A 13,895-nucleotide genomic window follows, 5' to 3' on the forward strand; every position below is an offset into this window, starting at 1 on the left:
CAGGATCAAACTCTCCATAAAAGATGGATTGGTTTGAGCGACCCGAAGGTCGATCAGCATTCCATCAAGTAAAGAAGCTTGTTAGCTCATTACTTCACTAGCTATAAAACATATCGCTCATTGTTCAGTTTTCAAGGAACAAGTGATGATTGGCTAAGTGACCGCTAGGCCATTCAGCATTCATCTTATTCTTTATCGCTTTACTGCTTGTCCGCGTCACTCTCGCGACCGGAATTAGAATATACCATACATCTTCAATGTTGTGCAACTGTTTTTTCGAAAAAGTTTTGAGTTCTTATTTCGCTTGAACATCTGCCTCATTGCTATTGTTATTATACACATATTTATTCTGTCGTAAAGAGGATAAAACGAATAAAGGATTGTAAGTATAGGTCGCATCCCGTCGGCTGAGCTTCCTTACAACCCTTCCTTCTTATATTAAACCGTTAAACGTATGTTGATGCCGAATGGATCTTGAGCATACCATGATCCATCCCGCTCTTCCGCTGCGATTCCCGCTTCATGAAGTCTCGCTACAACCTGGGTCAGTACATTCGCATCATGCAGCTTAATCGTAAAGTACGCTAGCCCTGCTGCATTCTCCGGCGCCGGCGGTGCTCCAACCCCCGCCCATATATTCAAACCGATATGGTGATGATAGCCCCCAGCGGCGATGAATAAAGCGCCCATTTCCCTCCAGCCGTCCGTGGCAATTTCGAATCCCAGCAAATGACAATAGAATGCTTTAGCCCGCTCCAAATCCGCTACATGAAAATGGACATGGCCAATAACGGTCCCGGTCGGCAGTCCCGACCAAGGAAAATCTTTGGCTTCCTCCAACAACCCTTCCCAATCAATCGGATCGGATGCCATCTTCACCTGGCCATTCTCTTGTCTCGGCCACTCATAGCGAGGGCGGTCTCTATATATCTCAATCCCGTTATTATCGGGGTCCGAGATATACAGCGCCTCACTGACGAGATGATCAGCTTGCCCGATATGAATACCCGAATCAATAAGGTTACGAAGAGCCAATCCGAGCGCCTGCCGCGTAGGTACTAAGATCGCAAAATGGTACAGTCCGCTTACGGAACGACGAGGCAGCACGGCACCTCCTGCAACCTCTTCGAGCACAAGCAGAATTCTCTGCCCATCGGCGGCAGTCAAATATGCAGCATTCGCTTCTTGCCTTACAAGCTTGAGGCCAACAACATTTTCATAAAACTGCAATGATCTCTCTAGGTTGGTAACCTTAAGCTTCACTTCTCCGAGTTCCAGTTCGGAAGGCAAAGTGAATGTCATTCCCATCACGCCTTTCACTAGTTACTTTATGTAAGTTATTTTATATTTATAATAAAATTACGTCAAGTTAGAGCAATGGGCTTGATGGGTTCATTCGTTTTCCGGGTAAGATATATAGAGACAAGCCAACAACAACGATTCTTCTCAAACTTACCCGATATTATTACGTCAACTGCTGAATGGCCGCCGAATTCACAATGTATAGGAGGGAAAGGTATGGCTACGATTGATACGCTGTCGGACTGGCTCGAAGAGCAAACATCGCGATCGCTGCTCATTCAGAAGGAAGAACAAGGTGATCTGGATCAAGTGATGATTCATTTGAACAAAATCGATTACCGCCCCGGAACGACCAACGGCAATGACGACTACACGAATAGCAGCGCACTCCTTCTGCATGGCGAAGGTGTAGTACTTACGGATGCTGAGCAGCCCCCGCTTCCAGGCAATGTGTTCGAAATTCCTCTAGAGGGCCTAACCAAAGTCGAGGCGGAAGGAACACGCGCCCTTCTGCAAACTGAACGCGGAACATACCATATCATTCAGAATCCATAACAAACTGCGCTGCTCACCAACACCACAATCACACGCAGCAAAAAGAACCTTTCCTGCAACTGCTGCCTGACAGCGTAGGAAAGGTTCTTCTATTATAATTTCTAACTTCGGCTGCTCGTTTATCTGAAGTCCGCAGGAACTCTTCGCGATACGCCAGTCAGTATTGCAGTTTCAATAACGGCTTTGCGGACATTCGCAACCACTTTCTCATTAAAGATACTCGGAATGATATAGTGTTCATTCAATTCGGCCTCGGAAATGACAGCTGCAATCGCTCGCGCCGCGGCAAGCTTCATCGGCTCGTTAATCACTTTTGCCCTGCAATCCAGCACGCCGCGGAACAAACCAGGGAAGACGAGGACGTTATTGATCTGGTTCGGATAATCGCTTCTGCCCGTCGCGAATACAGCGGTATGCGGAAGAGCTAGCTCAGGCGCAATCTCAGGAACTGGGTTCGCCATTGCGAAGACGATCCGGTTCTCGGCCATTCGCCGCAAGTCTTCGACGGCTAGCACATTGCCGCGGGATACGCCGATGAATACATCGGCATCCGCGATCACGTCGTGCAGCGATCCTTTCGCCGCTTCTACCTGCGGTTGGTTCGCCAGCCATTGCCACATCGGATGCTCATATTGGCCGCCCCGCACGATCGCTCCGTCGCGATCGACCGGTACAAGTCGCGTCACACCGGCATTCAGCAGCATTTTGCAAATCGATACGCCTGCAGCGCCGATACCATTAACGACAACTCGAATGTTCCCGATTCGCTTGCCCGTTACTTTCAATGCATTGAGAAGTCCTGCGATCACGACAACCGCCGTCCCGTGCTGATCATCGTGAAATACCGGCACATCCAATTCCTCGGCCAAACGCTGTTCAATCTCGAAGCAGCGTGGAGAACTGATATCCTCCAGATTAATGCCGCCGAAAATCGGACTGATCGCCTTGATGGTCCGTATGATCTCCTCGGTATCTTTGGTATCGAGGCAAATCGGGAATGCGTCGACACCCGCCAGCTGCTTAAACAGCATTGCCTTGCCTTCCATAACAGGAGCGGCTGCATGCGGACCGATATCGCCAAGACCAAGGACAGCGGTTCCGTCCGTAACGACTGCAACCGTATTACGTTTGATCGTTAGCGAGTACGCTTTGTTCGGATTCTCATGAATGGCGGTACATACTTTAGCTACCCCTGGCGTATAAACACGGGACAGATCATCCCGGTTCTTGATCGGAAGCTTCGGCTGCACCTCAACTTTACCTCCGAGATGAACAAGGAACGTGCGGTCAGACACGTTAATGAGCTTGATTCCCTCTTGCGCGCGAAGCGATTCCACGACCGTGGATTCTTCCGTATCGGCAACATCTACCGTGATATCCCGTACCGAAGATTCCTTCCCCGGACGAATGACGTCAATGGAGGTAATATCTCCGCCAGCGCGGCTGATCGTCGCTGCAACATCGCCAAAACTGATCTTCTGGTGGTCAAGCTCTACTCGCAAAATAATACTCGTCTGCGCCATTATCCTCACTCGCTTCTGTATAAAGTAGTTAACCTACACCCAGCCCCGCCAGCGGACTGCTTCCGTCATACGTTTCAAGCCGACAATGTAAGCCGCCAAGCGCATATCGATCCGCTTGTCCAACGAGGTCTGATACACCTGCCGGAACGAGGCAACGAGAATATCCTCAAGCTTCCGATTCACCTCGGCTTCAGACCAGTAATAGCCCTGATTATTCTGTACCCACTCAAAGTAGGATACAACGACGCCGCCTGCGCTTGCCAACACATCGGGCACGAGCATAATTCCCCGCTCCGTCAAAATTTCGGTCGCTTTGGCCGTTGTCGGGCCATTCGCCGCCTCCACGAGAAGCCGGGCTTGAATATGCGGAGCATTATCCGCTGTGATCTGGTTCTCAATCGCCGCCGGCACGAGAATGTCGCATGGCATGGTCAGAAGTTCGCCGTTGGTCATCCGGTTCGGGAACAAATTCGTCACCGTTCCGAAGGAATCGCGGCTGTCGAGCAAATAATCGATATCGAGTCCATCTTCATTATAAATGCCGCCTAGCGCGTCGGCTATTCCGACGATAATCGCGCCTGCATCATGAAGGAACTTGGCCAGGAAGCTGCCTGCATTCCCGAAGCCTTGAATAATGACGCGCGAGCCTTCGAGCGGAATACCCGCTACCTTCGCCGCTTCCTTAAGAACGAGCGTCACACCGAGCGCCGTCGATGATTCCCTGCCGTACGAACCGCCGAGCACGAGCGGCTTGCCAGTAATGAATCCAGGGGAGTCAAATTCGCGAATCCGGCTGTATTCATCCATCATCCACGCCATAATCTGCGAGTTCGTGAATACGTCCGGCGCGGGAATATCCTTGGTTGGACCAACGAGCTGACTAATGGCACGGACATAACCGCGGCTGAGACCTTCGAGCTCCCGGAACGACATCGACCTCGGATCGCATTGAATGCCGCCTTTGCCGCCGCCGTAAGGCAAGTTCGTAATGCCGCACTTGATACTCATCCACATGGAGAGCGCCTTGACTTCATCCTCCGATACATCCGGATGGAATCGCACGCCGCCTTTGGTCGGACCGACGGCGTCGTTATGCTGCGCGCGGTATCCGGTGAAGACCTTCACCGAACCGTCATCCATTCTGACCGGAATGCGTACGGTCAATACGCGCAGAGGCGACTTCAAAAGTTCATATACCGCTTCTTCGCAGTGCAGATGGTGCAGCGCCGTCTTGATCGTCAGTTGAGTCCGCTCGAACAAACTCAGGTTTTCCTTGATTTCTTCTTCCGTCTGAACGATATTCGATTGTTGCTCCATCGCGGTATCCCCTTCGCGGTTGGAATATGTATAGGAAAGAGCCCTTAAGGACAGTTATGCCAAGGGCTCGAACCATGTATAATTACAGCTTTCTGGAAGTCATTTTGGCTTGCGTGAAGAGCAGAAGATAGTCATAGCCGCCTGCTTTGGAATCTGTACCCGACATATTGAACCCTCCGAATGGATGTGCTCCGACCAACGCGCCCGTACATTTGCGGTTGACATACAGGTTGCCGCAATGCATCGTGTCAAGTGCTTCCTCAATACGTTCCTCGACTGCGGAGAAGAAGGCGCCAGTTAGGCCGAACTCCGTATCGTTGTAAAGTTCAATCGCTTCACGCCAATCTTTGGCCTTACCAATCGCCAGGACAGGACCGAATATCTCTTCTTGCATGATACGAGCTTTGCCCGCCACATCGGCGAATACGGTCGGCTCGATGTAATAACCATTGCCTTCCGCTCTGCCGCCGCCCGCAAGGAGTCGGCCTTCAGTCTTGCCTATCTCAATGTATTCGAGAATTTTATTGTAGGATCCTGCATCAATGACCGGCCCCGCTGCAAAATTTTTCTCCGGCAGACCGCTCTGCAGTTGCTTCGTCAGCGCAGCAACCTTCTCAACGACTTCGTCGTACACGGATTCCACGATAAACGCGCGGGAGCCGGCAGAACACTTCTGACCTTGGAAGCCGAATGCCGAAGCGACGATCGCGCTTGCCGCTGCATCCAGATCCGCCGTTTCATCGACGACGATGCCGTCCTTGCCGCCCATCTCCGCTACAAGGCGCTTGATCCAGATTTGGCCTGGAACGGTATCCGCGGCCAAACGGCTAATGCGAAGGCCGACTTCCTTCGAGCCGGTGAAGCTAATGAAACGCGTCTTCGGATGCGTCGTCAAGTAGTCGCCGACTTCAGCGCCGCTGCCTGGAATGAAGTTCAGGACGCCTGCAGGGAGACCTACCTCTTCCATCAACGCAACAAACATGTGGGCAATAACCGGTGTAGTGGAAGCAGGCTTGAGCAGAATCGTATTACCGGACACGATCGCTGCCGTAGACATCCCGACACAGATCGCCAGCGGGAAGTTCCACGGCGGAATAACAACGCCCACGCCAAGCGGAATGTAGGTCAGTTTGTTCGCTTCGCCTGCAACCGGCGTAAGCGGCATCGTCTCGTTGATACCGGACAGACGAATCATCTCGCGGGCATAGAATTCCATAAAGTCGATCGCTTCGGCCGTATCCGCATCCGCTTCAGCATAGTTCTTGCCGGCTTCGAGGACCATCATCGCCGAGAATTCATGCTTGCGATCTCTCATTAGAGCAGCAGCCTTGAACAGGTACTCTGCGCGCTCGGCAGCCGGGACTTTCTTCCACGTCTCGAACGTCTCAAGCGCGACTTGCATCGCTTTCTCCGCAAGGTCACGATCAGCCTTGCTCACGTAGCCGATAGTCTCATCCAGATTGCCCGGGTTAATGGAGGTGATCTTCGCATCGGTAAAAATCTTCTCCGCGCCGATATGCAGCGGGTATTCGCGGCCAAGTCCGGCTTTCACTTTCGCGATGGCTGTTCCCATAGCCAGCCTGTTCTCTTCGATTCCGAAATTGACGAATGGTTCATTACGGAACGGCTCTGTTTTGGTGAGAATGCTCATGTTTGCTTTTTCTCCTCTCGGTCCTGCTCGAATTGGGATTTATTTAAACATATTCTTAAGAACAAACCAGACATTCGCCGGCCGTTCGGCTAACCGTCTCATAAAGTATCCGAACCAGTCGTTGCCGTATGGAACATACACGCGAACCTTGAATCCTTCGCTGACCAGTTTCTTCTGCACGTCTTCGCAAATGCCATAGAGCATCTGAAACTCGAACTGGCTATTCGGAATGTTGTTCGTCTTGATGACATCCTTCGCGTAGCGGATGATCTCTTCATCATGGGTGGCGATTGCGGCGTAATTGCCGTTGAGCAAGTGTTGCGTAATGATCGCTTTGAAGTTGTCATCTACATCCGGTTTATTCGGGAAAGCGACCTTCGGCGACTCCTTATAGGCGCCTTTCACCAAGCGCAGATTCGCACGATAGCGATTCAAATCTTCAATGTCCTGCTCGGTGCGGTATAAGTACGCTTGAATGACGATGCCGACATTGTCATAGGTCTTGCGCAGCTCCTTATAGATATCTAGCGAAACTTGGCAATGCTCGTAGTCCTCCATATCGATCCGGACAAAATTGCCATACGATTGCGCCCGCTTCAAGATATCGTGCATGTTGCGCATGCATAGCTCCCGGCTAATATCCAGGCCAAGCGAGGTCATCTTCAGCGACAAGTTCGCCTGAACGCCGGCTTGCGCGATCGCATCCAGCGTCTGCAGGCACATGCTCGCGGACTCCTTCGCTTCTTCCTCCGTAAAAACGAACTCCCCAAGGTGATCGAGCGTCACGACCCGGCCGCTTGCATTCAATTGCCGTACGGCGTCAATCGAGTGCTTGATCGTTTCGCCTGCCACGAAACGCTGTGCGCCAAAGCGCAGTCCGTATCGCTTCGCAAGCTTGTTGGCTGAGCGGCTTTTGGCGAGTTTCTGGAACGTATTCCGCATGAGCACTTCCATGACGTCATCCCTGCCTTAAACAGTAGTTATGACGTAATTATACACCGATTGTTTAATTTGTACACTATTATTTTATTTTGAACATTTATTAACCGATACATAATTATTTGAACAATATTATCCTTTAATTAGGGAAAAATAAAGAGGGTTTGTACAATAACAGAAGTGTCTACTTCCTGTTTTGTACATTCCCTCACCCTAGTAATACTGTAATGCACTAAAGTTCTTGCTTATGCGAATTCCTTACTGCGCTGATTGCGATAAGCGAGATTACTGCGGTCACAATCATGTAGATGGCGACTGGCACCCAAGAATCGTCGTAAGCTTCGAGCAGCGCTGTTGCGATCAAAGGCGCGGTCCCCCCAGCTAGCGCAGCACCGAGCTGATAACCAAGACTGACCCCCGTATAACGGACATTCGTGCTGAAAATTTCGGAGAACATCGTGCCTAACACTGCCGTAATCGGCGCCCACAGAATGCCTAGACCGATAATGGTTGCAATCGTAAGCAAAAGAACGGATTGAAGCGACATTAAGTAGAAATAAGGGAATGCATAAAGAATAATGGCTATCGTGCCTGCGATGTAAAGCGGTTTACGACCAATTCGGTCGGACAACTTGCCCATATACGGGATGAATAGAGTCGCGACGACTGCGGCAATCAGAACGGCGTTCAGCGCATCGACACGATCATACTCGAGGTAGTTTGTTGCGTAGGAAATAACAAATGTGCCAAAGATATAGAACGGACCGGTCTCAACAACTTTCGCCCCAACTGCGATAAGAACCGATTTCCAATGATAGCGGAGCGTGTCCAAAATAGGTACGCGCGAGACTTCGCCGCTTTCCTTGCTTTCCTTAAATGCCGGCGTCTCATCCAGACCGCTACGGATCCAAAGGCCAATGAATACAAGCACAGCGCTCATAATAAACGGTACACGCCAACCCCAGGACATAAATTGATTGTCCGGTAGCATGCTCATGAGCGAGAGTGCCAGTGTTCCGAATACCATGCCAATCGTAACGCCCATCTGCGGGATGCTGCCGAAGAAACCGCGATTGTTCTTATTCGAATACTCGACTGCGAGCAGCAGCGCACCGCCCCATTCTCCACCGATCCCTAGACCTTGAATACAGCGCAGCGTAATAAGCAGAATCGGCGCCCATACGCCTATCGCGTTATAATGCGGTAACAAGCCGATTAACACCGTGGACCCGCCCATTAAGGAAAGCGTCATTACGAGCGTCTTCTTACGTCCGATTTTATCCCCGATGTGGCTGAAGACGATCCCGCCGAGCGGACGAATGAAGAACGGGAGCGCGAACGTCAGATAACTAAGCAGCAAACTTACAACATCATCATCCGCCGGGAAAAACAACTTGTTAAATACAAGCGATGCCGCAGTTCCGTACAGAAAATAGTCAAACCATTCGATTGAGCTACCGATCAAGCTGGCAATGAGCGCTTTAACGGAAGTCTTGCGCGTCACGCTTGTTTGTACATCCGCCGTACTAAGTTGGGCCATGTAATTGATAACCTCCTATTATTCTGTTCGTAGTTGTCTTTGCCTTCCGTCTTTTAACTACTCCATTTGCATGGTTGTCTTTGTTCGTCGTGTTAGTCTTCATGGAGTATCCACCTGCCAACTCCTCCTCTATGATTTGGATGTCAGATATACTTACACACAAGTAGTATACAATGCGTTTTACGAATTGTACACACAAATTATACAATAATGCCATATTGTACAATCGTATGTACAATAATTTACAGCCCGTCGATTAATTTAATTGCTGAGACATGCCGATGCTGTTGTTTTATTTGTAGCCCTCATGGTAAATTAGTTAGTAATTATACAATGATGTGAGGTAAAAAATGTTCAAGATTGAACAAATCCCGATCAAGCCCTTTCAGACGCTCTCGCCTGGGTCTGCATGCAAGGAACTGCTCACGCTATTGCGTAGCGGTGAGGACGTTGCGGTATCTGCCGACGGACTTTCCTACGTCTTTACGCCGGGCGATCATTGTTTCCTATCGAATTCAACGGGAGATGGAACACTTGGTGAATTTCTCACCGACAAGGCGCATCTGGCCTCGTATATCCTCCCCGTTCATCATGACATACGTGAACTCCATGCCGCACTGAACGGCATCCCTGAAGAAGCGTGCCGTCCTGTCATCTTAAGTGATCGCACTGGGCAGCTCCTTGGTTCTTGCCAGCTTGGCAGCCTGCTCAAAATTACGCTAGCCGAATTGCTGCGCCTAGACGCTTACTTCGCGACGTTAGCGGAAACCGTGACGGACGCCGTAACCGTAGTCGACCGCAGCGGCACCGTTATTTGCTGGAATGAGAACGCCGAAGAAATCTATGGCATTCCGAAGGAACAGATTTTAGGGCGGCGGATTGGCGAACATTTTGACCCTGATGCCCTTATGGTGCTCAAGATTCTGGATGAAGGCCGGCTGCTGCGCAGTACCTACCATCGTCCGCGTCCGGATACGCACGTGTTGATCAATGCCTCGCCGATCTATGATCTGGATAACAAGATTATCGGAAGTATCGCAACCGAGCAGGATATTACCCATCTTGTGCGACTGAACGATGAACTAACCTCGTCTCAGAATGCGCCTGCCGAAGGAGCGATTAATAACGACGACCCTTTCTCTGCCATTAAGGGGAAGGGAGCAACTATTGACAAAGCGATCCGGCTGGCCAAAAAGGTAGCCTCAGCTGAAACCTCCTGCTTGCTGATCGGTGAAGCCGGCACGGGCAAGGATCTATTCGCCCAGGCCATACATTCCGCGAGCCCGCGTGCAGAGCATCCTTTTGTCATCGTCAACTGTGGCTCCATTCCTGCCGGGCTGCTCGAGATTGAGTTGTTCGGCTATCAAGGCGGTACCTTCTCCGGTCAGGAAACCGGGAAAGCCGGGCAGTTGGAGCTGGCCGGCAACGGGACGATATTCTTGAATGAGATCGATAAGCTGCCTGCCGATATCCAGGCCAAGCTATATCAAACGATGCAGAGCCAAACGATTGTACGCAGCGGCTCAGACGTGCCGACTCGAATTCATTCTCGCATATTGGCGGGCACGGATCAGCATTTGGCGGATATGGTCTCTTCCCGGTCTTTCCGCGGCGACCTGTATTATGCGCTCAACGTGGTCTCGATCTCGATACCGCCGCTGCGTGAACGCAAGGAAGATATCCCTTCCTTGGCTCATCTCTACGTAAGGGAATTCGCGGTGCAATATGCAAAGCCGATCCCTGCATTCGACCCTGAAGTTATGCTCGCTTTCATGAGCTACAAATGGCCGGGGAACCTGCGAGAGCTCAGGAATGTGATCGAACGCTGCATCATCTTATGCGATGACGAGCGGATTACCATCGATTTGCTGCCGGAGAGTCTTATGAAGGAACAACCGCAACTCGAGCTCGCCTTGGAAGCGGACGCCGCTTCTTACTCCCGCAAAGCGCTGAAGCCACAACTTTCCGAGGAAGATGAGATCAGTCTGATCGAGGATGCGCTGAGCAAAACGTTCGGTAACAAGAGCGCAGCCGCCAAACTACTAGGCATATCGCGTGGGACGTTATACAACAAAATGAAAGAGTTCCACATTCATTAACGAAAAGAATGGATTCTGAACACGTCAAAAGACCGCATTGCCTCCATGGTGACATGGATACGATGCGGTCTTATTGTTCCACTTTGGCACGGCTTGACGGCTATTGTCCATTCCTAGTAATTGCCCAAACGCTTCAACCCAAGCATTCATACACTGTGGTGTGTCTCATTTCTCTTCCTAGGACCTTCGACCATGAAGGTCTATTTTTCTGTATATGGTATCTAGCTTCCAAATAGCCAGCTCACCCAATACGTCAGCACGATCAACGTGAAGAGCACCGTAATCGGGATGACAATAAGCGTTACCTTCACGTATTGCCCCCAACTGATCATAATACCGCCTTTTCTCACCAAATGCATCCACATTAAAGTGGCCAATGTACCGATCGGCAGCAGCAGCGATCCTATGTCACTACCGATGACGCTCGACAAGTAAGCAAGTTTTAACGTCAACGGATCAAGTTCCATATTGGTCAATGTGATCGTCCCAACCATTAACGCCGGGTGATTGTTGAACAAGTTGGACAACACGCTGAGCAAGCCCCCCATTAGGATACTCGTATGAAGCATGCTGCCTGACACGAGCGGCTGCAGCACCTTGATCAGCCAATCCGTTAGTCCAATGTTATTCAAGCCATAAATAATGACGTACATACTGAAGGCAAAAATAAAGATGTACCACGGCGTCTTCCTCAACATATCTGCCGGCGAGATCCCAAGACGCTGCCAGCGCCACCCAAGCAAGAATACTGCGCCAATTACCGCCATAAGAGATACCGGCACATGGAAGTAGGAGGCAATGAATAGGCTCAATCGGACTACAAGAACGAAAATAAGAATATTGAGCATCTGCTTCACATTATAGGTCACTGGCGGATTATCTTTTAACGGATGGCCGCCCGGTTGCATCGACCATCTGCCTAGCTGTGGCAGCTTCGCAGGAATAGTACGGTAAAAGAGGAGGAACAGAAGCAGTACAAGTAGTAAAAGTCCGAGCGAGGCTGGTACAAACATCATAGCCGAATGCATGTAGAGGTCCATATGAACGATTTTGAGCGCAATGAGATTGACGATATTGCTTACCCCGATTGGGGCACTCGAGGCGGTTGCGATTAAAGCACCCGATAACAGATACGGTATTTTCTGATGCGGCTTCAGCCCCATCTGCTGCAACAGCATGAGCAAAATCGGTGTTGTAATCAAAATGCTGCCGTCGTTGTTCACGAATAACGTCATCAGAAAGCAGAAGAGATTCGTTAACCAAAAAAGCCTAATCCCCGACCCTCGCGCCTTATCGATCAAGATAGCTGCCGCCCATTGAAAAAAGCCAAAGCTCTCCAACACAATTGCCATAACAATCGTCGCGATTATCGTAATCGCCGCACCACTAATGGTTTCCGTGATGTGCCATAAATCGCCAAGCGTCACGCTCCCGCTCAGCAGAACGAATGCCGCACCGACGCTCGCCGGAATCGCTTCATTCACTTTGGGCCGCCAAAAAATATACCCGATCGTCAGCAGGAAGGAACTTACGGTTAAAATCACCATTAAGTCATACATGCTGTACCCTCTTTTCAAGTTGCTTATGATGTGTATTCTTAGTTGTCATCAACTCTCCCTTATCCTTCGAATTGCGATTGGAACAGATTTGCTATTTCATAGAGCTCCCTCCCTTTTGCTGCCATCTTGGCTGCAGATTGTTACTGTATGTATACGTACCTGACAAACGGCTCGTACTGGTCAGACTCCCTAATTCTATGAAAACCATCGTGTATCAATTGATGGCATTTATCTCGGGAGGAGTCTTGTCTGTGACGGCATTTGTCCTATTGCATCGTCCCCGTAAACCAAAAAAAATCCAGCCCCGCCTTAGAAGCGAAGCCGGAATCCGTAAGCTTATCGGGTAAAACGGTCAAAGTCTTTGAATCTTGTTCCTTGATAGGTCAGGTTCCCACGGTCACCGACCACCATCAGGCCGTATTTATCGCCGCGAACCGGCAATTCCATTCTTGACTGATCCTCAAACTCAAACGTAATATAATAGTTCGTAGACGCGCTGGAGTCGCGAGATCCGCCCCATACCTCGGTACGCTTATCCACGATAACCGCCGTTCGTGTTAACAGCTCGGAAGCGTTATTCGAAGACCAGGTCGAAACACCTCGGATGATTACATATAAGAAGCCCCCAATAACAAGCGTCAGGACCAATCCTCCAAATAGCTTAAAGAACAAGGGTACTCCTGCCATAAAACCAAAAAATCCTGGATCGTTGCTAAAACGATTCATCGATATTGCCTCCTTTCAATTATTCGACAGCATGGAACATATGGTATGCGTCATTAGATAACGGAATAAAAACGGTGAATGCTGTATTCCTGATCTTACGATCATAAACGCAAACCAATCACCTCATGTTGCACGATTCACTTCAACTAACCAATCAAAAAAAGCCCCGATCCGCTTACGCAGATACGAGGCTTGTGCATCATTCAAAGTGGCGCGCCCTAAGAGATTCGAACTCCTGACCTTTTGATTCGTAGTCAAACGCTCTATCCAGCTGAGCTAAGGGCGCATATATAAAAAGCGGAAACAGGTCGAGATTGTATTGCACACAGGCCTGATTGGCCTTAACACCATGACTCCGCATTGTTATTTCATTGCGGGGACCGAAGCAAGCAAGTTCTAGTGCTTTCCCCTGCGTCATTGAATGAGTTAATTTTGTCAAATACACGCTTGAAGGCAATAAAAAAATCACGCACGGGTGTGTGATTTCCAATCGCGACGATTGTACCCTCAAAACTGGATGTGAAACTTGCACCTTTAGCTAGGTTTTTACATGTATGCTTCCGAAGTGAGCTTTTCACTTCGTGAAAACTCTTAGGATAAGCCCTCGACCGATTAGTATTCGTCAGCTGCATGCATTGCTGCACTTCCACCTCGAACCTATCAACCTGGTCGTCTTCCAGGGGT

The 13,895-nt window shown here is 49.9% G+C and carries 10 protein-coding genes, 1 tRNA gene and 1 rRNA gene; 2 read left to right on the top strand and 10 right to left on the bottom strand.

Annotation, left to right across the window (positions count from 1 at the left end):
- Window positions 1-438 precede the first annotated feature (438 nt).
- The gene (locus FHS18_RS33660) at window positions 439-1,302 is read right to left on the bottom strand and encodes a VOC family protein (RefSeq protein ID WP_183604756.1); all 864 of its coding nucleotides are present in this window, start codon (window positions 1,300-1,302) and stop codon (window positions 439-441) included.
- Window positions 1,303-1,518: 216 nt separating this feature from the next.
- On the opposite strand from FHS18_RS33660, the gene ymzB reads away from it, so the two are divergent.
- On the top strand, window positions 1,519-1,857 hold the full coding sequence (gene ymzB / locus FHS18_RS33665; protein WP_183604757.1) for a protein YmzB: 339 nt from the start codon (window positions 1,519-1,521) through the stop codon (window positions 1,855-1,857).
- Window positions 1,858-1,976: 119 nt separating this feature from the next.
- Here ymzB and FHS18_RS33670 read toward each other — a convergent pair whose 3' ends face one another.
- The 5 genes from FHS18_RS33670 to FHS18_RS33690 form a co-directional block, all read right to left on the bottom strand.
- On the bottom strand, window positions 1,977-3,380 hold the full coding sequence (locus FHS18_RS33670; protein WP_183604758.1) for an NAD-dependent malic enzyme: 1,404 nt from the start codon (window positions 3,378-3,380) through the stop codon (window positions 1,977-1,979).
- A 33-nt stretch (window positions 3,381-3,413) separates the two neighbouring features.
- Window positions 3,414-4,697 (bottom strand): Glu/Leu/Phe/Val family dehydrogenase, encoded by a 1,284-nt coding sequence (locus tag FHS18_RS33675; RefSeq protein WP_183604759.1) that lies wholly within the window; start codon window positions 4,695-4,697, stop codon window positions 3,414-3,416.
- A gap of 82 nt (window positions 4,698-4,779) precedes the next feature.
- On the bottom strand, window positions 4,780-6,348 hold the full coding sequence (gene pruA, locus FHS18_RS33680) for an L-glutamate gamma-semialdehyde dehydrogenase (RefSeq protein ID WP_183604760.1): 1,569 nt from the start codon (window positions 6,346-6,348) through the stop codon (window positions 4,780-4,782).
- Between the two features lie 39 nt (window positions 6,349-6,387).
- Window positions 6,388-7,302: a proline dehydrogenase family protein gene (locus tag FHS18_RS33685; protein ID WP_183604761.1), complete on the bottom strand. Its 915-nt coding sequence runs from the start codon at window positions 7,300-7,302 to the stop codon at window positions 6,388-6,390.
- Window positions 7,303-7,519: 217 nt separating this feature from the next.
- A complete protein-coding gene (locus FHS18_RS33690; protein WP_409348597.1) occupies window positions 7,520-8,791 on the bottom strand; it encodes an MFS transporter in 1,272 nt (423 codons plus the stop codon).
- Window positions 8,792-9,177: 386 nt separating this feature from the next.
- Here FHS18_RS33690 and FHS18_RS33695 point away from each other — a divergent pair, with 386 nt between their 5' ends.
- Window positions 9,178-10,926: a sigma-54 interaction domain-containing protein gene (locus FHS18_RS33695; protein ID WP_183604763.1), complete on the top strand. Its 1,749-nt coding sequence runs from the start codon at window positions 9,178-9,180 to the stop codon at window positions 10,924-10,926.
- 221 nt (window positions 10,927-11,147) lie between these two features.
- Here the strand turns inward: FHS18_RS33695 and FHS18_RS33700 are convergent, their stop codons facing one another.
- From FHS18_RS33700 to FHS18_RS33715, 4 genes are all read right to left on the bottom strand, one after another.
- Complete coding sequence (locus FHS18_RS33700; protein ID WP_183604764.1) at window positions 11,148-12,485, bottom strand: arsenic transporter; 1,338 nt, start codon at window positions 12,483-12,485, stop codon at window positions 11,148-11,150.
- Between the two features lie 336 nt (window positions 12,486-12,821).
- On the bottom strand, window positions 12,822-13,211 hold the full coding sequence (locus FHS18_RS33705) for a DUF2500 domain-containing protein (RefSeq protein ID WP_183604765.1): 390 nt from the start codon (window positions 13,209-13,211) through the stop codon (window positions 12,822-12,824).
- A 209-nt stretch (window positions 13,212-13,420) separates the two neighbouring features.
- Window positions 13,421-13,497, bottom strand: a tRNA-Arg gene (locus tag FHS18_RS33710).
- A gap of 306 nt (window positions 13,498-13,803) precedes the next feature.
- Window positions 13,804-13,895: ribosomal RNA gene (locus FHS18_RS33715) — 23S ribosomal RNA — on the bottom strand; the annotation flags it as partial.

It is taken from the genome of Paenibacillus phyllosphaerae, from assembly GCF_014192105.1.
In the GTDB taxonomy this organism is placed as follows: domain Bacteria; phylum Bacillota; class Bacilli; order Paenibacillales; family Paenibacillaceae; genus Paenibacillus_Z; species Paenibacillus_Z phyllosphaerae.